The sequence below is a fragment of the Phosphitispora fastidiosa genome (assembly GCF_019008365.1).
Taxonomy (GTDB): domain Bacteria; phylum Bacillota; class Thermincolia; order Thermincolales; family UBA2595; genus Phosphitispora; species Phosphitispora fastidiosa.
In genome coordinates, this window is sequence record NZ_JAHHUL010000014.1 from 90326 (window position 1) to 115772 (window position 25447).

The following is a 25447-nucleotide window of genomic DNA, read 5'->3' on the forward strand; positions in this document are numbered from 1 at the left end:
GTGGCTCCGGTCTGTGGCTTCGCTTAGCGGATCTGCGGTAATATTTCTCTCAGCGTCAGCGCAAGGAAAATCTTGTACAACACCTCACCATATTCCACGGTCATTTTCAGAGCTTGTAGTTGAAAATTACAAAAACCCGGTAGGGGGTTGAAAAATGGATTATGTTAAGGCATTTGTAGTGGGCGGAGGAATTTGTGTGCTTGGCCAGCTATTGATGGACCTAACCAGTTACAGGATTACTCCCGCACATATCCTGGTTGGTTTTGTGACCGGCGGAGTCGCTGTCAGTGCACTTGGGCTGTATCAGCCACTGATAGATTTTGCCGGTGCGGGGGCTACGGTTCCCCTTCCCGGGTTTGGACATCTCCTGGCCCAGGGCGCCATCAAGGGTGTTCAGGAAAACGGGCTCCTGGGGGCTTTTGGCGGAGGGGTTGAGGCTTCAGCAGTAGGTATTGCGGCAGCGATAATTTTCGGATACCTGATAGCGGCAGTTTTCAGTCCCCGCGGAGAGTGACAGAAGGAATTGGGGACCCGCTTGTGTAATAAGTGATATATCACTTACAACAAAGGGGGTCCCCAACAGTGGAGGGTTATCTGATTATCCTCAATAATTACCTGCATGACGTAGCCACTGCAATGATTATCTCACTGACACTGCTGATGACATATATTGCACGTCAGGTTGATGAGAACAGTTCACCGAAGGAAAAACAGTTCTTCATCAAGATTTACCGTTATTTTTCGCGACTGGCTGTTATCTCACTGGTATGGATACTGGCGGGAGGTATTCCACGCGTCATCGCTTTTAACCGGTATGAACTGCTTCCGGCCGAACTAAAAGGGATAGTGCCGGTTTTGATATTTAAACATTTCATCCTTTTTGGCCTGGTGTTTGCAGGCATATTAATCTGGAGAAGAATAAAACGGAAGGCAGTCAAAATGGGTTGAATAAATTAACTAATTTCTAAAACATATCCAGCATACTGTACAGCATCCGGAAGTCTTCATTGGTTACCGAGGTCTCCCAATGACCGGTGGCCTTGGCAACAGTAATTAACAGTACATATACTCCCAGCATAACTATGTGGAGGCTATATTTTTGCAGAAAGGGTTTTTCTGAACCGGGGATTCCCGGGATATGATATTTCAAGGCGCCGGCTGAGGGGCATTTTTCGATACAGGTCAGGCAGCTAGTGCATTCGGGGCTGATAATACGCTTAGAACTGCTGACAGCCAGTTTTCCGGGACAAGCCCGGTCACAGGCTCCACACCCTGTACAAAGAGCTTCATTGCGGGAAATTCGTGATGGGCTCAGCCAGCCCAGGATGCCCATCAGAGCGCCATATGGACAAAGGTAGCGGCACCAGAAATTCTCAATAATAATAGACATAATAATCAGGAAGGCGAAAACAAGGAACCCGGTCATTGTTATGTTCAGGAAAAATTCCAGCATTTTAATGTCAGACATTTTGTTATAGGGTGAGTTTACAAAGGATGCGGCTGCTTCAGGTGACATCATCAGAAAAACGCTGCCCACAAAAAATGCCAGCAGAATATACTTGATACTTCTCAGAGGGATGTCCACCCAGCGGGGCATCCTTATTTTTTTGCGAAAAAGCTTTAGTCCAACCTGGCTTAACATTTCTTCAAGAAAGCCAAAGGGACAAATCCAGCTGCAGAATGATTTTCTAAACAGGAAGGAAACAACAAGCGCTGCCAGCAGTAAGGTGACTCCAGCGGGATGGATATTGTCAAAAAAGCCGGTGCCAAGCCAGGAACGCAGTCCCACCAGAGCGCTTAAAGGGATAAAGGCCTCAACTCCGGGAGGGCGGACCGGGTTCCCGGAAAAGCCTGATGATTCCAGGAAGCGGTAAAAATTGAGAAACTGCCATCCAATATACAGGGACAGCAGGACAAAAAAAGCCTGGACGTGTTTTCTTAAACCTATCTTCCGGTATTCTGAAAATTTCATAATGACAATGGCACCTCCAGATCAGTAATAGTTATTTTAATCACAAACAGTTCCGGTATTAATTCTAGTACTTATGATAACATTCGACAACCCGCAAAATATGTTAAGATGCTTTCGGTAAAGTGTGATATCTCTCACAAAGGCATAATTTTTCGCCGGAGACAGATAATATCTGTGGGGTGATATTTTTTTGAGACGGAAAAGAGTGATTGTTGTGACAGACGGAGATCTGGCAGCCGGCAGGACGGTTCAGGTGGCGGCAAGAAATATCGGGGCCCGGTTTATTTCGCTGACTACCGGAAACCCTACCCCTATTTCCGGCCCGCAGGTTGTTGAACTGATCAAGCAAACCCCTGCAGATCCGGTAGTTATCCTGGTCGACGACAAGGGGAGATCCGGACCCGGCTGTGGTGAAAGGATATTGAGATATGTGGCGGAACACCCTGAAATAGATATGATTGGGGCGGTGGCGGTAGCCTCAAATACAGCGTTTACGGAAGGAGTTAAGGTTGATGAATCAGTGGCCTGTGACGGTACCATCATAGCCGGGCCGGTGAACAAACTGGGAATTCCGGAGAAGCTAGGGAATAGATATCTTGAGGGTGATACGGTTGATGTAATCAATGAATTGGACATACCGGTTGTCATTGGAACCGGGGATACCGGTAAAATGGATTTTGCCGATGATTATCACAAGGGAGCTCCGATTACCACAAAGGCGTTAATGGAAATACTTAACAGGAGTGAGCGGGACAAATGACGGAAACTATGGCCCCTATACATGATGTCAGCAAAAGATATGAGGACAACCTGGATATCCTCAAAGAAGAGCTTGGCATAGGCAAGAGCTATGATATTGGTTTGAGAGAATTCAGGATTGGCGGCAAAAAGGCTGCTATTATCTTTGTGGATGGTCTTATAAACGACCTGCCCATTGCAGAGATTATGCAGAATTTCGCCTGTCTGGAAAGGGAAGAGATTGTACCTGATACCTTGCAGAAGCTGGTTTCAAGGTATATTACCTATGTAAAGGCCTTACCCACTGATAAACTCGAAGACGTAATTTCAAAGGTTCTGGCCGGATTTATCGCTCTTATGGTTGACGGGATGCCGGAAATAATCCTGATTGAGGCCCGGAAGTATCCTGCAAGGGGACCCGAGGAACCCGATATCGAAAGGGTCGTCAGGGGCTCCAGGGATGGATTTACCGAAACTATCCTTTTTAACACAGCGCTGCTGAGGAGAAGGCTGCGGGACCCCAGGCTGCGGACAGAGCTGCTGACAGCAGGGGCCCGCTCCAAAACCGATATATGTGTGGCCTATATTGAAGATGTAGCTAATCCTGAGTTAGTTGAAACGATCAAAACAAGGATTAAGGATATCAAAATTGACGGTCTGCCCATGGCTGAAAAATCGGTAGAAGAATATATCACAACGGGAAACTGGAATCCACTGCCACAGGTGAGGTATACGGAAAGGCCCGATGTGGCTGCAGTACACCTCCTGGAGGGACATGTCCTGGTAATTGTGGATACATCACCTAGTGTGATTATTGCCCCGGCAACTTATTTTCACCACCTGCAGCATGCGGAGGAATACAGGCAGAATGCCACTGTCGGTGCATACCTGCGCTGGGTCAGGTTTATTGCGGTATTTAGTTCAATCCTGCTGCTGCCGCTGTGGTATCTGGCCGCCAATAATCCTCAGCTGCTGCCCGAATCCCTGAAGTTTATCGGTCCCTCCAAAGTAGCCAAGATACCGTTAATCTGGCAGTTCATGATCGCTGAAGTGGGACTTGATATGCTGCGGATGTCTGCTATCCACACCCCATCGCCGCTGGCAACAGCACTGGGCTTGATTGCCGCCTTTATGCTGGGGGATGTGGCCATAACTGTAGGGCTGTTTAACCCGGAGACAATCTTATATATGGCTATATCTGCTGTTGGGACATTTGCCACCCCGAGCTATGAACTGGGCTTGGCTAACAGGCTGTTTAGGTTTGGCCTGCTGATAATGGTGGCTCTCATGGGACTGCCCGGATTGCTGGCAGGTGTCGCCGGGATAATACTCCTGCTGACGCTGACCAAGCCTTTTGGGATTCCATACCTGTGGCCCCTGATTCCTTTTAACGGAAAAGCCCTGCTGTCAATTTTGCTTAGGTCTCCTGTGCCCATGCATAATTTCAGACCCAGTATCCTGAAACCTAAGGATTCTACCCGGCAGCCCAACTTCAATGCGGCACGGAAGCCGGTGCAGAAGAACATGCAGAAGAACGGGCAGAAGAACGGGCATAAAATACGAAAGCATGACAGCGAACCGGAGTGATACAGGGACCGTTTTGAAGGAGCGGTGTATAAAGTGAGAAACCTCAGTCAATAATAGGAGCTGGGGTTTTTTAGTAAATAATGCCATTTAAAAAACATGCAAAAAAATGCAATAAAGGAGGCTATCGCAAAGGATGACAGTCAAAGTCGGAATCCCCAGGGCGCTGTTATTTTACTATTATTTTCCCATGTGGAACGGTTTTTTTAAGGCACTGGGAGTTGAGGTTATTTTATCCAGAAATACAACTAAGGGTATACTTGACAAAGGTGTCAGGCAGTCGGTTGATGATGCCTGCCTGCCGGTAAAGCTATATTTCGGACATGTCCTTGATTTAAAAGACCGGGTTGATTATCTTTTTATTCCCCGGATGGTAAGTGTGGAACGAAGGGAATACATCTGTCCCAAGTTTCTGGGTCTTCCGGATATGATCAGGTATAATATTCCGGACCTGCCGCCAATCATAGACATTACGGTGAATATGTCACGCCGGGAAAAAAACCTTGACAAGGCGTTTACCGAAGTTGCTAAGATTTTCACATCAAACCCCTTAACCATTCGCAGGGCGTTTCGCGCCGGACTTGAGGAACAGGAGAAGTTTCACCGGCTTAACCACCTGGGTTACCTGCCTCCTGAAGCAATTGAGGAGATGAGCAGGGGATTGGAAAACCAGAACCATTCCCCGGCACAGCCGGGAGATATGACCATCGCCTTGGTTGGACACGGGTATAATATTTACGATTCCTATATCAGTATGAACCTGATTGAAAAGCTCAGGGAAATGGGTGTAAGGATTGTTACGCCGGATAATCTGACGGGGACGATCATAGATGAGAAGTCCGCTGAACTGCCGAAGAAGATGTTTTGGACCCTTGGTAAACGAATGATAGGTTCAGCATTTCATTATATGAGGTCTGACAGGATAGACGGAATTATTCATGTCGCTTCATTTGGCTGTGGGCCGGATTCCTTTACGGGTGAAATAATCGAAAGACATCTGCGCAGGAGAAGGAACATCCCGTTCCTGAATCTGACAATTGATGAACATACCGGTGAAGCCGGAATAATTACCAGACTGGAGGCATATGTGGATATGATTAGGTGGAGGAGGGCTGCATTATGAAAGTTACATTTCCTCACATGGGGAATATGTATATTTGTTTAAAAGCGCTTTTGACCTCACTGGGGGTTGAAGTTGTAGTGCCGCCGATGCCCAGTCAAAGGACGCTTACCCTGGGGACACAGCATTCACCTGAATTTGCCTGTCTGCCGCTGAAAATCAATATGGGAAATTTCATTGAAGCATACGAAAAGGGAGCTGATACTATTCTTATGGCAGGAGGGATCGGCCCCTGCAGGTTTGGATACTATGCCCAGGTGGAAAGGGAAATACTTGAGGATATGGGGCTGAAGATGAATATGGTTGTACTGGAACCTCCCCAGAAACATATCTCAGAACTCCTGATAAATATTCGGAAGGTTACCGGCAACAGTTCCTGGATTGATGTCATTAAGGCGATCAGGTTCGCCTGGTATAAGGCCAGGGCAGTTGATCAGGTGGAGGAAATCCTGCACCACATAAGGCCTCGGGAATTTGAACCGGGAAGGGCAGACGCAGTTTATAAAAAAGCCCTGAAATGGATTGATGATGCCCCGGACAGGAAAGAGCTTACCAGGGCAGTGGAGGCAGCCAGGCAGGAACTTGAAGCGATACCTGTTGACAATGAGCGGGAGGTTATCAGAATCGGCATCGTCGGAGAAATCTATGTGATGCTGGAGCCTTTTGTTAACCTGGAAGTGGAGAGACAGCTTGGTCGGCTGGGGGTAGAAGTGGAGCGCTCCATCTACCTGAGTGAATGGATTAATGACCACCTGTTCATGGGCCTGCTTAAAATTAAGGGCAGCAAAGAGGCCCGGAAACTTGCGCCGCCCTATGTTAATCACTTTGTTGGCGGCCATGGCCAAGAGACTATTGGGAGTACGGTTTTGTTTGCTAACCGTAAATATGACGGAGTTATTCAGGTACAGCCCTTTACCTGTATGCCGGAGATTGTAGCTGAGAGCATTATCCCGACAGTGAGCCGGGATCTGGGAATTCCGACATACTGCCTTATTGTTGATGAACACTCCGGTGATGCCGGGGTATTAACGAGATTGGAAGCTTTTGTCGATCTCCTGGCAAGAAAAAAGGAAAAAGCTGCTGTGCCAGAGATTACTGAAAAGGAAGGAGCACCGGTATGTTTGGATATTTAGGTATAGATGTAGGTTCAGTAAGCACTAATGTTGTGCTTATTGATCAGGATGAAAAGGTATGTGATTCCCTCTATATAAGGACACAGGGACAGCCAATCAAGGCTGTCCAGAAAGGCCTGGAGTATATCAGGGGAAGGATTTCTGACGAGGTTGAAATAGGAGGTGTCGGTACAACCGGGAGCGGCAGACATCTTGCTAGTATTATCGTGGGAGCCGATTCAGTAAAAAATGAGATTACCTCACATGCTGTGGCCGCCTCGAACCTGGTTCCGGGGGTGCAGACGGTCCTGGAAATAGGCGGACAGGACTCCAAAATAATCATCCTGAGGAATGGTGTTGTCGCGGATTTTGCCATGAACACCGTTTGTGCGGCGGGGACCGGTTCATTTCTGGACCAGCAGGCTTCAAGGCTGAATATACCGATAGAGGAGTTCGGGGATATTGCTCTAAAAGCCGGAAATCCGGTACGGATAGCAGGAAGGTGTTCGGTTTTTGCTGAATCTGATATGATCCACAAGCAACAGATGGGACATAATCTTCCTGATATCCTGGCAGGCCTCTGTGATGCCCTGGTGCGCAACTATCTCAATAATGTAGGCAAAGGCAAGGAGATACTGGAACCGGTAATTTTCCAGGGCGGCGTAGCAGCCAATATCGGGATCAAGAAGGCATTTGAAAAAACGCTGGGCGCGGAGATTATTATCCCGAAGCACTATGATGTCATGGGAGCAGTCGGCGCTGCTATTTTGGCCAGGGATGCCGTCAGAAAAACCGGGACAACTTCTTTTAAAGGCTTCGGAGTGGCAGAAGAAATGTTTGAAGCTACCAGTTTTGAATGCAAGGACTGCCCCAATCTCTGTGAGGTAATTCAAATCAAGGCCAGCGGGAAAATAATGGCCCGATGGAACGACAAGTGCGGTAAATGGAGCAATGCGATTGGGGAGAAAAAGAAAATCAGTTGACAGGGACTTTTGTATCATGGTAAAATTTTAATGAACCGGGGACACTGAGACAGGATATCCGGACCAGATGAGATGAGATAGAAGACGAGTCGAGCATAGCTGAGGTGAGTTTGCGGTACTTTATGAAGGATTTTGCCAGCACTCATTTGAGTGCTGGTTTTTGCTTTGCCCAAAAAATTATTTAGCCAAGATTATCAGAATTAAAAGGAGGTAATAAGTTGAAAAGGACGATTGTGTTAAGCTTAGTGTTAGTAACATTCCTGGCTGCCGGTATAATTTTCTCCGGCTGCAGTTCGGGAGAGAAGGGTGCAGCGGCGGATGACAAACAAATCACTCTGAGGTATGCATTTTTTGCGCCGGCCACAACCTTTCCGGCCAAACAGATGGAGAAGTGGAAGGAAGAGCTTGAAACCAGGACCAATGGAAAGGTTAATGTGGAACTATTCCATGGCGGGACACTGCTGACAGATAAGAATATGTATGACGGTGTCAGGGACGGAGTGGCTGAGATTGGCCTGTCCTGCACTACTTACGAACCGGGAAGGTTTCCGCTGATGGCGGTTGCAGACCTGCCTTCAGGGTTCACCAATTCCAAAGTTGCCAGTCAGGTGGTTTTTGACCTGGTAAGCGAGTATCCACCCGAAGCCTTCAAGGATTACAAGATTATTACCGCATTTGCCACAGAACCGTCACACCTGATGGTCAAAGAACCGGTTGCCAAATTGGAAGACCTTAAGGGACGCCAGTTGAGAATATCCGGCGCCCTGACCCCTGTATTGGAGGAACTGGGAGCTTCTCCGGTGGGGATGTCAATGTCAGAAGTTCCGGAAGCTCTGCAGACCGGAATTGTTAAAGGTCTTGTCAGTTCCAGGGAAGTCCTTAAGGACCTGAAGCTTGCGGAAAATGCCAGGTATACTACTGATTACCCGCTGACAATAACCACCTTTGTGGCAGTTATGAACAAGGATGTATGGGAATCCCTGCCTTCTGACGTGCAGCAGGTAATAGACGAGCTAAGCGGTGAAATGGCAGTGTGGACCGGAGATTATATGGATAACCATGTCAAGGATGCCTTAGAATGGAGCAAGCAGGAATATGGGCTGCAGATGACAACTCTGACACCGGAAGAAAAGACAAGATGGGACGCGAAACTAAAGCCTATCCAGGATGGCTATGTTGCGGAAATGGAGGACCGGGGACTTCCGGCAAAGGCTTATCAAAAGAGGCTCTATGAGCTTATAGAAAAATACAGTAACTAGCAATATGGGGGTGCTCTATTTTGGGGGTATTGGAAGAACAAATTGTCCGTGAAAGAAACAGGAATACAGTATCCCGGCTTGACAGCCTGAGCAGGTATCTGAACAACGGACTTGCCGGCATAGCCGGCTGCAGTCTGCTGCTGATGGTGCTGACAGTTGTGGTAAATGCCGTGGCCCGGGAAATCTCTGCTCCATATGCGGGGACTACCGAAATAGTCGGCTGGCTGGCAGCTGTAACGACAGCCTTTGGCCTCGGGTATACCCAGCTAAATAAAGGCTATGTTGATATTGAAGCTCTGGTGGAAAAATTTCCAATGGGAGTGCAGAACATTTTAAGAAGTATTATGCTTTTTGCCAGCACGATTTTCTTTGGGCTTGTAAGCTGGAAGGTCTGTATCTATGGGATTAATGTTGCTGAAAACGGCAACCTTTCCGAGACAATGGGAATTACCTTCTACCCCTTGATATTTCTGGTGGCCCTGGGATTTGCAGGACTGACCCTGGCGCTTCTGGTGGATTTTCTTAAACAGGTGACCGGGGGTGTGGAGAAATGAGCCTTTTGACAATGGCTATAATCGGGATGCTGCTGCTGCTGGTATTAATGCTGCTGAGAATGCCGATAAGTTTTGCCATGTTTATAGTGGGGTTCCTGGGACTTATGGTTGTGGTTTCACCTACAGCTGCCTTCAACGTACTCAGTGCGGACCTGTGGAACCAGTTTTCCAGTTATACTATGAGTGTTATCCCCTTATACATCTTTATGGGTGAAATAGTTTTCCGGAGCGGTGTTACGGAGAGTCTTTTTAAGGCAGCCTACAAATGGGTAGGGCAGTTCCGGGGCGGGATGGCCAGTACAGTTATCCTGGCCAGTTCGGGTTTCGCCGCTATCTGTGGTTCAAACTCAGCGACAGCTGCAACCATGGGCACCATGGCTCTGCCAGAGTTGAAAAAATATAAATATGACGATACCTTGAGCTCAGGTGTTGTGGCTGCAGGAGGTACCCTTGGGGTAGTGATTCCGCCCAGTACGGTACTGCTGGTTATTGCCCTCCAGACAGAGCAGTCTGTCAGGCAGTTGTTTGTTTCCAGCATTATCCCCGGGGTAATTCTGACCATGACTTTTCTGGCCATCGTGTTTTTTCTGTGTATGAGAAATCCCGAATTGGGGCCGGCCGGGCCCAGGACGACTTTCGTAGATAAGCTCAGGTCACTGATAGGGGTTATTCCAACACTGGCGCTGTTTGTTTTTGTCATTGGAGGTCTTTTGCGCGGCTGGTTTACCCCGACGGAGTCAGGCGCCTTTGGAGCCTTTGGGGCGCTGGTAATAGCAATGGTGATGCGAAAACTGACCTTTGCCAATCTTAAGGATGCCCTAGCGGGAACCCTAAAATCAGCAACAATGGTGATTACACTGATGATAGGGGCTATGGTGTTTGGAAGGTTCCTTACCATAACCAGGCTGCCGTACGATATTGCGGCCTGGACCGGTTCTCTGGATGTAGCGCCGGTACTTATACTGTCCGCTATTCTGGTGATATTCGTTATTGGCGGCGCTCTGATGGATGCTCTGGGGTTCCTGATTATTTCGATTCCCATTTTTTTTCCTACTATCATCGGGTTGGGATATGACCCGGTATGGTTTGCCGTGGTACTATGCATGGTAACAACTGCCGGAGCCATCACACCACCGGTTGGGGTTTCGGTTTTTGTGGTCAAGGGACTGACACCTGAGATACCTATTATGTCAATTTTTAAGGGTGCGGGCTATTTCCTGGCTGCTTATGCGGTAATTACCGTTTTGCTTATTGCCTTTCCGCAAATCGTCACATTTATGCTTTGAATGTAGGCTCGCGGAAATGACCGGGAATGAAATATGTTGAGGTGTTGCACCGATTTTCCGCAGTGCCGCCTATGAGTCTAAGCTGCCGCTCACCGGCAACAAGGCAGCGTCCCCGAACTCGATAGCTCATTGGAGTTATTCTAATAAGATAGCCGCCTCTCGTTTTGGCAAGCCAAAATTTCCCGGCGGCTTTCGCTATCTTCGGACATGCGGGGACTCCCTGTCTTGTTGCCGGTGATACACAGCAAGACTCAGAACGGCGGCATTGTCAGGAAAATCTTGTACAACACCTCAACATATTCCTCGGTCATTTCCGGAGCCAATGAAAAGAAAAAAACAACAAAAAAGCTATAAGGAGATATTTACAAAAAAAGCTATAAGGAGATATTTACAATGGATATAGCTGTGATAGGAGGCGGCCATGGAGCTTATGCTGCGGCTGCCGACCTGGCAGAACGAGGACATAGGGTCCGGTTATGGAGGCGTAACCGGGAGGACTTCCAGACTGTTGTTGAAAAACAGGCTATTATTTTAAAAGACTTTAACGGAACCAGAAGTGTTAAGCTGGCACTTGCCGGCAGTGACATTGCTGAGGTTGTCCAGGGTGCCCGGATCCTGGTTGTCCCCCTTCCGGCTACAGCACAGGAATCATTGGTGCCGGAACTGGCCCCGTGCCTGGAGGACGGGCAGGTAATCCTGCTCTGCCCGGGAACTTTCGGGAGTCTTGTAATGGCTAGGGGACTCATAGAAAGCGGGTGTTCTGCCCGGGTGGTTTTTGCGGAAACCGGGACCCTTCCTTATCTGGCGAGGAAACATGGGCCGGATACGGTTGCGGTAACTGCACGGGCGACCCGCCTGCCAACCGGAGTTTTTCCGGCAGAGAAATCCGCTTATGCTTTTGATATCATAAAAAAGGCTTATCCTGCAGCAGAACAGCTAACTGATGCCCTTGACGGAGCGCTGATGAATGCGGGACCTATTATCCATCCGCCGCTGGTAATACTAAATGCCGGGCCTATTGAGCACTTTGATTTCTGGGATATTCACAATGAGGGTACCCAGCCGGCTGTACGCAGGGTTCATGATGCCCTGGACGCAGAGCGGATAGCCGTGAGGGAAGCCCTTGGCTACAGACCGCCGCATTTTCCTCTGGCAGACCATTATAACAATACCGGCGGAGATGAGTGGATGTACGGGAACGCGGCACATGAAAAGCTTGTTGACAGCCGTGACTGGCGGGAACGCCTGGATCTTTACGGGCATCGGTACATGACTGAGGATATTGCCTGTGGTCTGGCATTTCTGGTATCTGTGGCTGAGTGGGCAGGTATTGATGTTCCTGTAGCCCGGGGACTTCTGTCTTTGGCGTCGGCGATTTTGGGCAGGGACCTGCTTGCCGGCTCCAGGACTCTGGAAGGCATGGGCTTACGGGGATTATCCGGAGGAGAAATGAAGAAACTCTTGACAAAGGGTGTATTAGCATGATGAGGAATAAACCGGTTATTGCGGTGGTTGGGGCCGGGCGCATGGGTATAGGCATTGCCCAGGTCTTTGCATACTCAGGCTACAGGGTGAGGCTGCTTGATGCCCGGGAAAGGTCTTCACAGGAGACTCAACGGGTGTTGGATTCAGCAGAGAGGCAGATAAGGGAAACCCTGACCATGCTGGCTTCAATCAAGGTAATGGGAGAAGTGCAGGTAGATACTATCATGGCCCGAATCGGATTTTTCGGGCTGGAACAGATGGAAGAAGCGCTTAAGGATGCCGGCGTAGTATTTGAAGCGGTTCCTGAAGTGATGGACATAAAATGCTATATTTTTGGTCTTATCAGCAGCCTTGCAGAAGATAAAGCCCTTATTGCATCAACAACCTCCACTTTTTTGTCTGACAGTCTGGCTGCCTATGTAACCTCCCCCCGGAGGTTTATGAATACACACTGGCTGAATCCTGCTTACCTGATACCGCTTGTGGAAGTTAGTCCGGCAGAGGGAACCGGTTCATCAGAGGTGACAGCTATGCTCAGCCTCCTTGAAGCAGCAGGTAAAGTTCCGGTCAAGTGTGCTGCTTCCCCAGGTTTTATTGTGCCGCGCATCCAGGCTTTGGCCATGAATGAGGCTGCCAGACTGGCGGAGGAGGGAGTTGCTTCTCCGGAAGACATTGATAAGGCCGCAAGGGTTGGCTTCGGTCTGAGGTTTGCTGTCCTGGGGCTGCTTGAATTTATTGACTGGGGTGGCGGAGACATTCTGTATTATGCGGACAATTACCTCAAAGATGCCCTTAAAACAGACCGGTATGAGCCGCCTGAGATAATTGTATCAAATATGGAGACAGGCAGAACCGGTCTGAGAGCAGGACGGGGTTTCTATGATTTCAGCGGTATGGATGTGGACGCATATCGGCGGGAAACGATCAAAAAGTTTGCTGATTTGCTGAACCACCTGGGCCTGCTTGTCAAACCGTTCCAGTGATGCCTGTTTCAGTGGTGCCTGTTCCAGTGATGATTGATAGTGAGGGGGGCAATTTTTGCTGACAAACCTGTAGAAATGTGCTACAATTTATTGTAGTATTGTGACGAAATAGATTGCAGGATTACATCAAAAAAAATTAATAATTAGAAGAGATGAGTGAGCAGAGTTGAGCTGGAACTGATGAGCTGAGCGTGATCAGTTTATTAGGCCAGGCTTTTTGAGAAAAAAGACCTGGTTTTAACTATTTAACCTACGTTTCCGGCGTTACCCATCCAATTTTGAAATGAATACTGTATTGAATGTTTTCGTATGGGGGGATAGGACATGACAAGGAAAATGCTGTTGATGGGAAATGAAGCCATCGCCCGCGGAGCGGTTGAAGCAGGTGTCCAGGTAGCCACGGCTTATCCCGGCACTCCTTCTTCCGAAGTGTTCAGCACCCTGGCAAGGTTTACCCGGGAGTATGATTATTATGCCGAGTGGTCAGTTAACGAAAAGACAGCCCTTGAGGTTGCTGCAGGAGCTGCTTATGCAGGCGCCAGGGCCATTGTGTCCATGAAACAGGTTGGCCTCAACGTTGCTGCTGATCCGTTGATGACTCTTGCCTATATAGGGGTCAAGGGAGGGCTGGTTCTGGTGGTGGCTGATGACCCCGGACCCCACAGCTCTCAGAATGAGCAGGATACCAGGGTATTTGCCCGGTTTGCCAAGCTGCCGGTGTTTGACCCGGCGTCTCCCCAGGAAGCCAAGGAGATGACAATCGCTGCTTTTGAACTCTCAGAGAGACTTAAGCTCCCGGTTTTTATAAGGCCGACAACTCGTACCTGTCATGTGTGTCAGGATGTCGAGATTAATGAAACCGGTCCGCGAAACAGTATCGGTTTCGAAAAAGACCCTTCATGGGTTATTTTTCCCAGTCTTGCATATAAAAAACATAAGTGGCTGAATGAGCAGCAGGAAGCAGCCCGAGAGATTTTCAATGAATCGCCTTTTAACAAGCTGGAGCTGAAAACCAGAGCAGGCATTATTACTACCGGAGTTGCCTACAATTATGTTAAAGAGGCCATGGATATGCTTGATATGGAAGTTTCCATCCTAAAGATTGGGACACCGTATCCGCTGCCGGACAAACAGGTGCTGCAGCTCTTGAAGAATACCGATAGGGTACTTGTTATTGAAGAATTGGAACCAGTGGTCGAGGACCAGGTTATGGCGATGGCCTGGAAAAACGGTATGGCTGCCGGGATTTCCGGAAAAAACGATACGTTTGTACCGCGCGAGGGAGAACTTAATGTAGATAAGGTCAGGGATATTTTGGTGCGTTATTTCGGTCTGGCCGGCAGTGAAGCTTCTCCGGCTGCAAATGAAGAGTCTAAGGCAGCAGATGATGAGTCTCAGGCTGCACCCGGTGTAAACAGGAACTCTGATAGTACTTGCGAAAAACCGGCTCTTCCTGAGAGGGCCCCCATTCTTTGTGCCGGATGTCCCCACCGGGCTTCATTCTATATTTTTAAAGAAACAGCCCGTAAAGATGATGCTGTGTTTACCGGTGATATCGGGTGTTACACCCTTGGGGTAATGCCGCCGCTCAGCGCAATGGATACCTGCCTGTGTATGGGCGCCAGTGTTACTATTGCATCAGGTATGGCAGCTGTGGAAAAAGACCGGAAGCACATCGCCTTCCTGGGGGATTCAACATTTTTCCATACAGGTCTGGCAGGCCTGATAAATGCGGTTTATAATAACTCAGACATTACCCTTGTTGTGCTCGATAACAGAACTACGGCCATGACAGGCCACCAACCGCATCCCGGGCTAAACCGGACGGCAACGGGCATGAATGAGAAGCATATAGATATTGCCGCTGTGACCAGGGCAGTCGGGGTGGAGTTTGTCAGGGAGGTTGACCCTTATGACCTGGAGGCTGCCAGGGAGACCGCCATTGCGGCTGTTGCCCATAAAGGGGTTTCGGTTGTAATCATGAAACGGGAATGTATAGCTATTGTAAAAGCTGTGAAGAAATGCACAGTTGACACCGAAAAGTGTATCGGGTGTAAGAAGTGTATGAACGAGTTGGGCTGCCCGGCCATGATTTCTGATGGGGATAAGGTTGCCATAGGCAATACCTGTAACGGGTGTAATGTCTGTGGGCAGATATGTCCTGTCGGGGCAATCGGGGAGGTGGTCTTATGAGAATAGACATAGTTATTGCCGGAGTCGGAGGACAGGGTACAGTTCTTGCTTCACGGGTTATTGCCCAGGCTGCTCTTGATGCCGGACTTGCGGTACGCACCTCGGAAACGATTGGAATGGCCCAGAGAGAAGGTACTGTTACCAGTCATGTGAGAATTGGCGAACCTCTTTATGGAGCGCTTATACCTGACGGGTCGGCAGATGTACTGCTGGGTTTTGAAATGGCGGAAACCGTTCGCTGGCTGCACAAGCTCAAACCGGGTGGAACCGTTCTGGCAAACAGCGCCAGGATAATACCTGTATCTGTGGCCAGTGGAAGATCGACATATGAAGCTGATTCCATAATGGAATACCTTAGGTCAACTACCGATAGCCTGACCATGCTGGATGCCACAGAGTTGGCGATAAAGGCAGGGAATTACCGGGCGACCAATACCGTACTTTTGGGGGCGATGTCAACCCTTCCCTGTTTACCGTTTAAATCAGAAGGCCTGTTGTCCGCATTACTGGAGACAATTCCTGCTAAGTTAAGAGATATTAACAGCAAGGCATTTGAGCTGGGCAGGCAGGCTGTGGAGGTGTGATAGTTGGTTGTTGATGAGAGAGAATGCAATGTAGAGATTGATTTTGAAGAACTATTTGAGGAGCAGAGCACTAAGCTGGCGGCAATGGTTGAGCGTCTGTACCGGAATTCGCCTTTTTACCGGGAAAAGCTCGATAAAGCAGGCCTCAAACCTGAAGATGTCCAGTGTGTCAAGGACCTGGAAAAGGTTCCGTTTACTACCAAGAGCGAGCTGCGGGAAGGATATCCCTTTGGTTTAATGGCTGTTCCCGAGGATCAGGTGGTCAGGATACATTCATCATCAGGGACTACCGGCAAGCCGATAATAGTTCCCTATACCAAAAATGATGTGGCTGTATGGGCCGAAATGATGGCCAGGTGTATGGCAATGGCAGGGGTAACCCCCAAAGACCGGGTGCAGGTAACTCCCGGTTACGGTTTATGGACTGCGGGTATCGGTTTTCAGGCCGGGGTGGAACAGCTTGGGGCAATGGCTATCCCGACAGGGCCGGGAAATACCGAGAAACAACTGGAAATGATGGTTGATATAGGGACTACGGTCTTAATAGGAACTTCATCATATGGACTGCTCCTTGCTGAAGAAATTCATAAAAGGGGTCTCAGGGACAAGGTAAAACTCAGAATTGGGATATTTGGTTCGGAACGCTGGAGTGACAAGATGCGGGCCAGGATTGAAGAGGACCTCGCCATAGACACCTTTGATATCTATGGCCTTACAGAAATATATGGCCCGGGAATAGGAATCGACTGTCCTGAGCGCCAGGGAATACATTTCTGGAGTGATCACCTGATATTTGAAATTATTGATCCAGAGACTGGCAAACAGCTTCCGCCGGGAACTCAGGGGGAACTGGTGATTACTACTCTTACGAAGGAAGGCATGCCGCTCTTGCGGTATCGGACCCATGATGTGTCTACACTGCGCACAGAGCAGTGCCGGTGCGGAAGCCCGTTCCCGATGATTGACCGGGTACTGGGACGAACTGATGATATGATTAAGGTTAAGGGTGTAAATATATACCCCGGACAAATTGACCATGTGCTTAGGGTGACTTCGGGAGCCTGCAGTGAGTACCAGATTGTGCTTACCAGGGAAAATGCCAAGGACCGAATCCTGATAAAGGTGGAGGCAGAAGATGGCTGCGGCCTGGAACAGGTAGCCGGGGAATGTAAAAAGAATATCAAGACAAAAATAGGCATTATTGCAGATGTTGAAGCAGTGCCCAAGGGAACCCTGCCCAGGAGTGAAAAGAAAACCAAGAGAGTTTATGATAATCGTGACTGTTGATTAAGCAAATAAATAAGTTACTTATGAGAGGAGATCTGATGAGATGAGTGAAACCAAAATTCTGCTTACAGAAAAGGAAATGCCGACTTCGTGGTACAATGTGATGGCAGATATGCCAAACCTGCCCAAACCTGCACTTCATCCGGCAACCCAGAAACCGATTGGACCGGAAGACCTTGGGGCCATATTTCCTATGGACCTGATCAAGCAGGAGGTATCCACAGACCGGTGGATTGAAATTCCTGAAGAGGTACAGGAGATTTACAAGCTGTGGCGGCCGGCCCCGCTTTACCGGGCGCACAGGCTGGAAAAGGTTTTGGATACGCCGGCAAAGATTTATTACAAATATGAAGGGGTCAGCCCTGCAGGAAGCCATAAGCCAAACACGGCCATACCCCAGGCTTATTACAACAAAGCAGCCGGGATAAAACGCCTGACCACTGAGACGGGAGCGGGACAATGGGGCAGCGCCCTGAGTATTGCATGTAAATTCTTTGACATGGAGTGCCTGGTGTATATGGTAAAGGTCAGTTACCACCAGAAGCCATACCGCCGGATTTTCATGCAGACATATGGCGCTAATGTAATTGCCAGCCCAAGTGATACAACCGAATCAGGGCGCAAAATCCTGGAGCGTGACCCGGATACGGCGGGCAGCCTTGGAATGGCTATCAGTGAAGCAGTGGAAATTGCAGCCCAGAGGGGCGATACAAATTATGCCCTTGGAAGTGTGTTAAACCATGTTATGATTCACCAGTCTGTTATTGGCCTGGAAGCAAAGGCTCAGCTGGAGAAGGTGGGCGATTATCCTGACGTAGTAATAGGGTGCTGCGGCGGGGGCAGCAACTTCTCAGGCCTGGCATTCCCATTTATGCAGGATAAACTTACAAAAGGCACCAAGATAAGGGCTGTTGCAGTCGAACCTGCTGCCTGCCCGACACTGACAAGAGGAAAATTTGCTTATGACTTCGGTGATACTGCCGGAATTGTGCCGATACTTAATATGTACACCCTGGGACATGACTTTATGCCGCCCGGAATTCATGCCGGAGGCTTGAGGTATCACGGGGAATCTCCACTGGTCAGCCAGTTGTATCATGATGGGATTATTGAGGCAGTGTCCAGGACACAGCGGTCCTGTTTTGAGGCCTCAATCACCTTTGCCCAGAGTGAAGGCATCCTGCCTGCTCCGGAATCATCACATGCTATCCGTGTGGCTATAGACGAGGCTCTACAGGCAAAGGAAGCAGGGGAAGAGAAGACTATCCTGTTCTGCCTCAGCGGCAACGGATATCTGGACCTGCCATCCTATGATGCATACATTAACGGTAAACTGGAAGACTATGAATATCCGGATTCTCTGATAGAGGAATCTCTGAAAAAGCTTCCTGTTAAAGAATAAAGCATAGGAAAAATGTACAGGGCAGATGTTCTCAAAACACATCTGCCCTTTCATAATATCAAAATACAAAACGCTAAAAGAATCAGCATTACAGAGTAAATGCAAAAAATATGATAAAAAATGAAGTTTAACTGGAAAAATAAATGCAAATATCTTATACTATTAATATGTTATTTTTATGGTTGCCAGAAAACGCGCATTGTTGAGGAGGAAGTTAAAGTGAGCGGTGAACTAAATATTACATTGACATCTAATTTTAAAGCCAAACCGCAGAGTGACGCCAAACTGGGTTTTGGCACATTATTTACAGATCATATGTTTGTAATGGATTATGAAGACGGTAAGGGATGGCACAGCCCCAGGATAGAACCATACGGCAAATTCTGTATTGAGCCGGCGAATATGACACTGCATTATGGACAGGCAATATTTGAAGGAATGAAGGCCTATCGGACGGTTGACGGTAAGGTGAAGGTTTTCAGACCCAGGGACTACCTGTCCAGGATGAACCGGTCAGCTGAGCGGCTTTGCATTCCTAAGATAGATGTTGAGTTTGTGCGCGGCGCCCTGATGAAGCTTCTCAGCTTAGAAAAGGACTGGGTTCCTGCCAGTGAAGGGACTTCATTGTATATCAGGCCTTTTATTGTTGCCATGGACCCATTTATTGGTGTAAGGCCGTCAAAGACGTACAGGTTCTTTATCATCCTGTCACCTGTAGGCGCATATTACCCTGAAGGCTTCAAACCTGTTAAGATATGGGTGGAAAACAAGTATGTCAGAGCGGTTAAAGGCGGCACCGGTACGGCAAAAACGGCCGGCAACTATGCTGCCAGTATTCTGGCGGCTGAAGAGGCTAAGGCCCATGGGTATACCCAGGTGCTATGGCTTGATGGTGTTGAGCGCAGGTATATTGAAGAAGTCGGGACAATGAATATTTTTTTCAAGATAGATGACACTGTTATCACACCGGCCCTGGAAGGCAGCATTTTGGGCGGAATGACACGGGATTCCGTTTTGCGTTTGACCAGGGAATGGGGACTGAGAGTCAGTGAACAGCCGCTGACTATTGAGGAAGTATATGAAGCACATGATAAAGGGACCCTTCAGGAGATATTTGGCACAGGGACTGCAGCAGTTATTTCGCCGGTTTCTGCCCTTAACTGGAAGGGCAACATTATCACTGTAAACAATGGGGACGCAGGGGAAACCTCGCTGAAGCTGTATGATGAAATAACTGGAATACAGTACGGCAGGTGTGCCGACATTTTTGACTGGATGGAAGAGGTCGAGTAGAAGAACACTGTTGAAGAGAAGAACCAGGCGAAGAGAAGAACCAGGTGAAGAGAAGAAGATGACAGTGCACAAGGAAAATTACGGAAGGGTTGGCCGGCTGCAACGCAAGGACTGGTCAGCCCTTTGCTGTTTTTATATAGAAGGTTTAAACTTTTCGGGAGGCAAGACAGTTCGGGAATGGTAAAATAAAGCAGTTCAGGAGGCATAAATGAAGGGGACAATTATTAATGCAGTGGCAATTGTGGTTGGTACGGGTTTGGGAATAACTCTCAAAAAGGGGATTCCGGAGCGGTTTAAGAGTACGGTTATTCAGGGGTTATCCCTGGCAGTTATGGTAATCGGACTGCAAATGGCTTTACAGACAGAAAATGTACTGATAGTTGTGCTGAGTCTGGTGTTTGGTGGATTAACAGGAGAACTGTTGAAAATAGAGGATATGTTGACTCTTATGGGTACAAATATTGAAAAAAGGCTGGGCGGAAACGGGGGGAATTTTACCAAGGCTTTTGTCACCGCCAGCCTGATATACTGTGTCGGTGCGATGGCGATAGTGGGTTCTATTCAGGATGGTATAAGCGGTGATGCCACGACCCTTTATGCCAAGTCACTCCTGGACGGAGTAGCATCAGTGGTTTTTGCATCAACACTGGGAATTGGGGTTGCCTTTTCCGCGATTCCCGTATTTCTTTATCAGGGGTCTATAACCGTATTGGCCCAATACCTGCAGGGTTTCCTGACAAGTGATGTTATTAAGGAGATCACTGCCACAGGCGGGGTTTTGATTATCGGGATTAGCATCAAAATGATGGAAATAAAGGAAATTAAGGTAGGCAATCTGCTGCCGGCAGTGTTTTATGCTTTGATACTTGCGTTGGCTTTTCAGGGAGTGGGGTAGCAGGAAATTGCTCTCAAGCTGCATTTTAACCCTTCAAAACCGCATTTCACACCCTAAAAACCGCATTTCATGCCAAAATGTCTAAATAATAGAAAAATATTACAAAATAACATCCAGAAAATGCAGGGAACATGTAAATCATTGTTGAAAATTATAAATATCCTGAAGCACTGGGAAATTTAATCTATAAAGGACTGAAGAGGGCAATGGCGCGGGTGAAAATTGAAGCAGGGAAATTTGGCAGGGTAATAATTCGTGTACCATATAACATTGAACTGATTTCCAAGATAAAATCACTGGAAGGCCGGGAATGGAATGCTGAGGGGAAGTACTGGACTGTACCGATTTCTAAAAACATGTTAAATTTGCTGTTAAGACTTTTCAAACATGAAACTGTAGAGCTTTGTCCTAAACTGCAGGCTATGGCCGATAGTGCGGTAAACAGTGAAGGCTGTGTAAAAAAGGCGGATTATGGAGAAAGATGTGAAAAAACCCTGGAAGAACTGGATAATGAAATGAAACTCTGTGGTTACAGCCCGAAGACGCGAAAGGCCTACGGATGGCAAATAAAGGAATTTATAAGTTATTGTCTGGATAATAGCCTGAGAAGGGTAGGAGAAGGAGAGGTCAGGAAGTACCTTCTGCAAATGGTTAATGAAAGACGTGTTTCAACAGCATGTGTTGACCAGGCGATAAGCGCGCTCAAATTTCTCTTCGTAAGAATACTGGGACATCCAGGTATGATATTGGCAATACCCCGGCCCAGAAAGGAACACAGACTGCCACAGGTGTTCAGCCGGCAAGAGATCATCCGGCTATTCGGGGAAATAAAAAACATTAAACACAGGGCAATATTGTTCATTATTTATTCCGCAGGACTCAGGGTAGGGGAAGCAGTAAGGCTTAGAATTGAGGACGTGGACACTGACAGGAAAATGATATATATCAGGAAGGCCAAAGGGAAAAAAGACCGTTACACGATTCTGTCCCAGGTTGCCTTAGAGGCCCTCCGTTTATACCTGGAGCTTTACCGGCCGGAGAGGTGGCTGTTCCCCGGAGTTCAGTCAGGACGACATATTACTGAGAGAAGTGTTCAAAAGGCATTTGAAGATGCCAGGGCAAAAGCAGAGATTAAAAAGGATGTAACTGTACATTCACTGCGGCACTCGTTTGCCACCCATTTACTGGAGGGCGGGACTGACCTCAGATACATACAGGAGTTACTGGGGCATAGCAGCTCGAAGACAACAGAAATATATACACATGTCAGCCGCAAGGATTTGGGGAAGATACAGAGTCCCCTGGACAGGATAAATTCTTTTGACGATTGTGAAGAGGATTAACAGATAGGTGGCATAAACGAAAGGTTTATTCGTAAATGCGGAAGATAGGTGAAATATGAACACACTGATTTGGGGTCTTTAAATAATCAGAGCATCATTGGAGGTTGTTTGATTGGGTAACTATGTGTTAACTGAGCAACTGCCTAGTCCGGAGGTTTTCAATCGGCTCCGTTCAGCGGTGGGCTGGCCTAAATTAAATGAAAAATTACTTGAAAAAGCATTAAACGATTCTATATTTTCAATTTGTGCGCTGCTCGAAAACAGAACCATTGGGATGGGGCGGATTATTGGAGATGGTGCATTGTATTTTTATATCCAAGATTTAATTGTTCTTCCTGAGTGTCAAGGCATGGGGGTTGGATCGGCTATGCTGCAGCGACTTATGGAATTACTAGAAACGAAAACAAGCGAAGGATCGTTTGTGGGTTTAATGGCAGCCAGGGAAAGCGAAGCATTCTATAAGAAATTTGGTTTTATAGAACGTCCTAATGGCCATTTTGGTCCGGGTATGTGTAAGTACAAATAATCAGTTTTGGGCAGGTGTATTCATACATCACCTAACAACAGGCTAAACGGCGGACTTTGGGGAAGGTGTCTCGGGACGGCCCAACTTGCCTGTCGCCCTGGCTGTCACGCTTCTTGCGGTAAGTGGGGAAGGGATGCAGGAGCAACAATCGCGCCAGCCAGTTCGACAGACAAGTTCGTTTAGCCAATATGCGTTATGCGAAATGTCTTCGGGGCCTGGTAATCCTCTGGGGTCAAAAACCTGGCGCGTCAAACAGCTTTCTCTCATTTTAAAAAAACATATCGTTTTGATGTAGCTGAACCGGCCGACAGAGTGCTTCTTAACAGGCAGAAAGTGGCTGGTTCAGCAATGAAAGCTTTTTAAAAGGTGGCTGTTTGACGCTCGGCGTGCTACCTAATGACCGGCCCTGCCCGCCGGCTGGCTCCGGGGAAAAAGAGTTGCATGAATTGGGGCCATGCCAGCCGTCGGCTCGACACATCGCATAACAACGCACTAAATGGTTCGCTAGCGCTCACCCAACTTTGCCGGTCCTCGGGCTGTCACGATTTTTGCGGTAAGTGTGGACGGAGTGCAAGAGCAAAAATCGCGCCAGCCCTGCGGTCGACAAAGTTCATTTAGTGCCAATGCGATAAGCGGACATCGCTCGCTGCGCTCACTCGTCCGATTATCGCGGCGCCGGTTTCCCGAGGGCACGGCGACGTCATAGCTCGCGCAGAACGCTCGCGACGTCGCCTATCAGCCGGGTTCCCGGCTGATGCCCAAATGCCCACTGCGTGGGCACTTCGGGAACCCGGCGCCGCGTTAGGCGAAATTGGCACATTTGATGAATGTCTTAGGGGGTATTTATGCATGCTTGAAAAAATCAAGAACGAAATCGAGAAAACAGGCTTTCCGCTTGAACTTAGGGTAGCAGATTTATTACAGGGCAAGGATTATTATGTTGCTCATAGTCTTTATTATGTTGATGAAGATGAGGGTAAAGCCAGAGAAGTAGATTTGCGTGCATTAAAAAATGCATTTACTTATAATTCAGATCAAAGTGTGAGAACAACTGTCAGAAACTGTTTGATAGTAGAGTGCAAGAAAAGTGCAAGTAAACCTTGGGTTTTCTTGACTTCACCAAAAGCTTGTTATGACGCGGATTTTTATGATCTTCCTTTCTTGCCAATGCAAGACTTTGTCATCTTAGAGCTTGAAAAGCTAGAAAACACACATCCGTTTGCCCTAAGAGAGGTAATGGGGAGAAGTTATTTCGAAGCATTTAAAAATGGTGAAACTGGCGAAACGATTTTCAAAGCATTAACAACTGTAACAAAAGCAACTTCCTATTTTATGAAAACTAGATTTGGCACGGATGGTACTAATAATTTTTGCTTCTATTATCCTATTATTGTATTTGACGGACAGTTATTTAAGGGTGAGTTAGTTAACGGGCGAATTGAAGTTGAAGAAGTTAATTCACTGTTGGTTTCGTTTTTCTATCCTTCTAAGGGATACGAATTTGGAAGATTTGCTATACCAGTAATAAAAGAATGCGAGTTAACTAAATTTCTCGATCAATTAGATGAATGCTTACAAGTGCTTGCAGAAAATATTGACTCCTATATTACAAACCAACCTCCTAAAGACACTTTGTGGTAAATGTGCCAACATCGCCTAAACCAGCTAGTAAACGTCAAGAGTTTTTTAAAAAATATTTTTTGTCCTTTTAAAAAGGCATAGCAAAGCAAGCCTACCAATGGTAGACTTAAGAAAAGCAGTACCCGTGTTGATTCTAGGTCAGTTTAAAGGGTTCGTTTTTCCGCCACATACCATAGATGATTCTTAGCAGTTTGTTAGCTGTAGCAACCAAGGCTACCATTTTAGGTTTACCTGCACTTACTTTTTTCAGATAATAGTTTTGCAATAGAGGATTTACAGGTCCCTTTTTTGTAGTGCGTATCGCGGCTTTTGCTGCTTGAAACAATGCCTTACGTAGGTAAGCAGACCCGCGTTTTGATATTTTGTTTCTTGATGATTTGAATTTACCTGATTCAAAGACAGAAGCATCAAGACCGGCATAAGCTGTTAGCTGATGGTCACCAGAGAAACGGTTAACATCTTCAATTTCTGCCAGGATAAAGGCAGCAGTGATTTCTCCAACACCGGGGATAGTTCTCAACAAAGCATAAACAGATATCTCCTTGGCCGCTGCAACAATTTGAGCCTGTATGTCAGCCAACTGAGCTTTGTGTGTCATGAGTATGCCAATGTACTCACGGAGAACACGTATGTTGGACTGTTGGGAGACTTTGTAGGGCAAACTTGCCTTGGCGGCGGCCAGTAATTTATCATAAATATTTTCCACCCATCCTTTTCGCTGATACTCTGCTTTAAGTAGTGCTAAAACATCTTCTTTAGCGGCTGCTAAAACACTTTCAGGAGTAGGAAAGGCAGCCAGCAGGTGCAGAGAAGAATCCCCGCAAAGTGCAGAGAAAACATTTGAGTAATAAGGGAAAAGCAGATCTAAAACGCTTTGGAATCTTAACTGGGACTCAATATATAACGAATTGATACCATCATAGTGCCGACATAAAACTCTTAATTCAGCAATGGCTGGATTGATTGGCTTTTGAGCTTTGAAATTTTGCATGTAAAAGAGTTCGGCAATACGTTTAGCATCGACGGGATCAGTTTTAACTTTACGGATAGAGCGCCGTTTTTGCAGATGTGTTTGTATAGGGTTTAAGATAATTACGGGATATCCAGCATCCTGCAGGATGCAGCTAATAGGTTTTGAATAATTCCCAGTAGACTCCATAATGACATTAGGCCTCATGCCAGTGAGGTATTCCATATGTTCGAGACG

The 25447-nt window shown here is 47.4% G+C and carries 24 protein-coding genes; 22 read left to right on the plus strand and 2 right to left on the minus strand.

Annotated elements, in window-relative coordinates; translation table 11 throughout:
• The first annotated feature begins 154 nt into the window (after nucleotides 1–154).
• On the plus strand, nucleotides 155–514 hold the full coding sequence (spoVAE, locus tag Ga0451573_RS13095; protein ID WP_231684575.1) for a stage V sporulation protein AE: 360 nt from the start codon (nucleotides 155–157) through the stop codon (nucleotides 512–514).
• Between the two features lie 68 nt (nucleotides 515–582).
• Nucleotides 583–948, plus strand: a complete 366-nt coding sequence (locus tag Ga0451573_RS13100; protein ID WP_231684576.1) for a hypothetical protein — start codon at nucleotides 583–585, stop codon at nucleotides 946–948.
• 16 nt (nucleotides 949–964) lie between these two features.
• Here Ga0451573_RS13100 and Ga0451573_RS13105 read toward each other — a convergent pair whose 3' ends face one another.
• A complete protein-coding gene (locus Ga0451573_RS13105; protein ID WP_231684577.1) occupies nucleotides 965–1972 on the minus strand; it encodes a 4Fe-4S binding protein in 1008 nt (335 codons plus the stop codon).
• A 190-nt stretch (nucleotides 1973–2162) separates the two neighbouring features.
• Here Ga0451573_RS13105 and spoVAEA point away from each other — a divergent pair, with 190 nt between their 5' ends.
• The 20 genes from spoVAEA (at nucleotide 2163) to Ga0451573_RS13205 (ending at nucleotide 24240) form a co-directional block, all read left to right on the plus strand.
• Nucleotides 2163–2732, plus strand: a complete 570-nt coding sequence (spoVAEA, locus tag Ga0451573_RS13110; protein WP_231684578.1) for a stage V sporulation protein SpoVABEA — start codon at nucleotides 2163–2165, stop codon at nucleotides 2730–2732.
• Nucleotides 2729–4297 carry a spore germination protein gene (locus tag Ga0451573_RS13115; protein WP_231684579.1) on the plus strand — a complete coding sequence of 523 codons (1569 nt, stop codon included), beginning with the start codon at nucleotides 2729–2731 and terminating at the stop codon, nucleotides 4295–4297. Before spoVAEA ends, Ga0451573_RS13115 begins: the two co-directional genes overlap by 4 nt.
• Before the next feature lie 133 nt (nucleotides 4298–4430).
• Nucleotides 4431–5417, plus strand: a complete 987-nt coding sequence (locus Ga0451573_RS13120; protein ID WP_231684580.1) for an acyl-CoA dehydratase activase-related protein — start codon at nucleotides 4431–4433, stop codon at nucleotides 5415–5417.
• Entirely contained in the window at nucleotides 5414–6547 is a 1134-nt protein-coding gene (locus Ga0451573_RS13125; RefSeq protein WP_231684581.1) for an acyl-CoA dehydratase activase-related protein, read from the plus strand. The genes Ga0451573_RS13120 and Ga0451573_RS13125 overlap by 4 nt, the downstream gene beginning before the upstream one ends.
• Complete coding sequence (locus tag Ga0451573_RS13130; protein ID WP_231684582.1) at nucleotides 6532–7509, plus strand: acyl-CoA dehydratase activase; 978 nt, start codon at nucleotides 6532–6534, stop codon at nucleotides 7507–7509. The genes Ga0451573_RS13125 and Ga0451573_RS13130 overlap by 16 nt, the downstream gene beginning before the upstream one ends.
• Before the next feature lie 218 nt (nucleotides 7510–7727).
• A complete protein-coding gene (locus Ga0451573_RS13135; protein ID WP_231684583.1) occupies nucleotides 7728–8768 on the plus strand; it encodes a TRAP transporter substrate-binding protein in 1041 nt (346 codons plus the stop codon).
• Between the two features lie 20 nt (nucleotides 8769–8788).
• Nucleotides 8789–9322, plus strand: a complete 534-nt coding sequence (locus Ga0451573_RS13140) for a TRAP transporter small permease (RefSeq protein WP_231684584.1) — start codon at nucleotides 8789–8791, stop codon at nucleotides 9320–9322.
• A complete protein-coding gene (locus Ga0451573_RS13145) occupies nucleotides 9319–10608 on the plus strand; it encodes a TRAP transporter large permease (protein WP_231684585.1) in 1290 nt (429 codons plus the stop codon). Before Ga0451573_RS13140 ends, Ga0451573_RS13145 begins: the two co-directional genes overlap by 4 nt.
• Before the next feature lie 393 nt (nucleotides 10609–11001).
• Complete coding sequence (locus tag Ga0451573_RS13150; protein WP_231684586.1) at nucleotides 11002–12093, plus strand: NAD/NADP-dependent octopine/nopaline dehydrogenase family protein; 1092 nt, start codon at nucleotides 11002–11004, stop codon at nucleotides 12091–12093.
• Complete coding sequence (locus tag Ga0451573_RS13155; RefSeq protein WP_231684587.1) at nucleotides 12090–13076, plus strand: 3-hydroxybutyryl-CoA dehydrogenase; 987 nt, start codon at nucleotides 12090–12092, stop codon at nucleotides 13074–13076. The genes Ga0451573_RS13150 and Ga0451573_RS13155 overlap by 4 nt, the downstream gene beginning before the upstream one ends.
• 324 nt (nucleotides 13077–13400) lie before the next feature.
• Complete coding sequence (iorA, locus tag Ga0451573_RS13160; RefSeq protein WP_231684588.1) at nucleotides 13401–15269, plus strand: indolepyruvate ferredoxin oxidoreductase subunit alpha; 1869 nt, start codon at nucleotides 13401–13403, stop codon at nucleotides 15267–15269.
• The gene (iorB, locus tag Ga0451573_RS13165) at nucleotides 15266–15853 is read left to right on the plus strand and encodes an indolepyruvate ferredoxin oxidoreductase subunit beta (RefSeq protein ID WP_231684589.1); all 588 of its coding nucleotides are present in this window, start codon (nucleotides 15266–15268) and stop codon (nucleotides 15851–15853) included. Before iorA ends, iorB begins: the two co-directional genes overlap by 4 nt.
• 84 nt (nucleotides 15854–15937) lie before the next feature.
• Entirely contained in the window at nucleotides 15938–17140 is a 1203-nt protein-coding gene (locus Ga0451573_RS13170) for a phenylacetate--CoA ligase family protein (protein ID WP_231684605.1), read from the plus strand.
• A gap of 43 nt (nucleotides 17141–17183) precedes the next feature.
• Nucleotides 17184–18542 carry a TrpB-like pyridoxal phosphate-dependent enzyme gene (locus Ga0451573_RS13175; RefSeq protein WP_231684590.1) on the plus strand — a complete coding sequence of 453 codons (1359 nt, stop codon included), beginning with the start codon at nucleotides 17184–17186 and terminating at the stop codon, nucleotides 18540–18542.
• 219 nt (nucleotides 18543–18761) lie between these two features.
• Nucleotides 18762–19835, plus strand: coding sequence for a branched-chain amino acid aminotransferase (locus Ga0451573_RS13180; RefSeq protein WP_231684591.1), 1074 nt, complete (start codon nucleotides 18762–18764; stop codon nucleotides 19833–19835).
• A gap of 10 nt (nucleotides 19836–19845) precedes the next feature.
• Complete coding sequence (locus Ga0451573_RS13185) at nucleotides 19846–20019, plus strand: hypothetical protein (RefSeq protein ID WP_231684592.1); 174 nt, start codon at nucleotides 19846–19848, stop codon at nucleotides 20017–20019.
• Between the two features lie 24 nt (nucleotides 20020–20043).
• Nucleotides 20044–20730, plus strand: coding sequence for a DUF554 domain-containing protein (locus Ga0451573_RS13190; protein ID WP_231684593.1), 687 nt, complete (start codon nucleotides 20044–20046; stop codon nucleotides 20728–20730).
• A 206-nt stretch (nucleotides 20731–20936) separates the two neighbouring features.
• Nucleotides 20937–22073 carry a tyrosine-type recombinase/integrase gene (locus Ga0451573_RS13195; RefSeq protein ID WP_231684594.1) on the plus strand — a complete coding sequence of 379 codons (1137 nt, stop codon included), beginning with the start codon at nucleotides 20937–20939 and terminating at the stop codon, nucleotides 22071–22073.
• A gap of 112 nt (nucleotides 22074–22185) precedes the next feature.
• Nucleotides 22186–22599, plus strand: coding sequence for a GNAT family N-acetyltransferase (locus Ga0451573_RS13200; protein ID WP_231684595.1), 414 nt, complete (start codon nucleotides 22186–22188; stop codon nucleotides 22597–22599).
• Nucleotides 22600–23448: 849 nt separating this feature from the next.
• Nucleotides 23449–24240 (plus strand): hypothetical protein, encoded by a 792-nt coding sequence (locus Ga0451573_RS13205; protein WP_231684596.1) that lies wholly within the window; start codon nucleotides 23449–23451, stop codon nucleotides 24238–24240.
• A gap of 133 nt (nucleotides 24241–24373) precedes the next feature.
• Here Ga0451573_RS13205 and Ga0451573_RS13210 read toward each other — a convergent pair.
• A partial coding sequence (locus Ga0451573_RS13210) for an IS110 family RNA-guided transposase (RefSeq protein ID WP_231684597.1) occupies nucleotides 24374–25447 on the minus strand: 1074 nt, incomplete at its 5' end.

Bases quoted from the DNA above. Each gene is read 5' to 3' on its own strand.
- Ga0451573_RS13155 (WP_231684587.1), top strand. From the start codon at position 12,090: ATGATGAGGAATAAACCGGTTATTGCGGTGGTTGGGGCCGGGCGCATG.
- Ga0451573_RS13175 (WP_231684590.1), top strand. From the start codon at position 17,184: ATGAGTGAAACCAAAATTCTGCTTACAGAAAAGGAAATGCCGACTTCG.
- spoVAE (WP_231684575.1), top strand. From the start codon at position 155: ATGGATTATGTTAAGGCATTTGTAGTGGGCGGAGGAATTTGTGTGCTT.
- iorA (WP_231684588.1), top strand. From the start codon at position 13,401: ATGACAAGGAAAATGCTGTTGATGGGAAATGAAGCCATCGCCCGCGGA.
- Ga0451573_RS13105 (WP_231684577.1), bottom strand. From the start codon at position 1,972: ATGAAATTTTCAGAATACCGGAAGATAGGTTTAAGAAAACACGTCCAG.
- Ga0451573_RS13190 (WP_231684593.1), top strand. From the start codon at position 20,044: ATGAAGGGGACAATTATTAATGCAGTGGCAATTGTGGTTGGTACGGGT.
- Ga0451573_RS13125 (WP_231684581.1), top strand. From the start codon at position 5,414: ATGAAAGTTACATTTCCTCACATGGGGAATATGTATATTTGTTTAAAA.
- Ga0451573_RS13150 (WP_231684586.1), top strand. From the start codon at position 11,002: ATGGATATAGCTGTGATAGGAGGCGGCCATGGAGCTTATGCTGCGGCT.
- iorB (WP_231684589.1), top strand. From the start codon at position 15,266: ATGAGAATAGACATAGTTATTGCCGGAGTCGGAGGACAGGGTACAGTT.
- Ga0451573_RS13195 (WP_231684594.1), top strand. From the start codon at position 20,937: ATGGCGCGGGTGAAAATTGAAGCAGGGAAATTTGGCAGGGTAATAATT.
- Ga0451573_RS13120 (WP_231684580.1), top strand. From the start codon at position 4,431: ATGACAGTCAAAGTCGGAATCCCCAGGGCGCTGTTATTTTACTATTAT.
- Ga0451573_RS13205 (WP_231684596.1), top strand. From the start codon at position 23,449: ATGCTTGAAAAAATCAAGAACGAAATCGAGAAAACAGGCTTTCCGCTT.
- Ga0451573_RS13145 (WP_231684585.1), top strand. From the start codon at position 9,319: ATGAGCCTTTTGACAATGGCTATAATCGGGATGCTGCTGCTGCTGGTA.
- Ga0451573_RS13115 (WP_231684579.1), top strand. From the start codon at position 2,729: ATGACGGAAACTATGGCCCCTATACATGATGTCAGCAAAAGATATGAG.
- Ga0451573_RS13170 (WP_231684605.1), top strand. From the start codon at position 15,938: ATGGTTGAGCGTCTGTACCGGAATTCGCCTTTTTACCGGGAAAAGCTC.
- Ga0451573_RS13130 (WP_231684582.1), top strand. From the start codon at position 6,532: ATGTTTGGATATTTAGGTATAGATGTAGGTTCAGTAAGCACTAATGTT.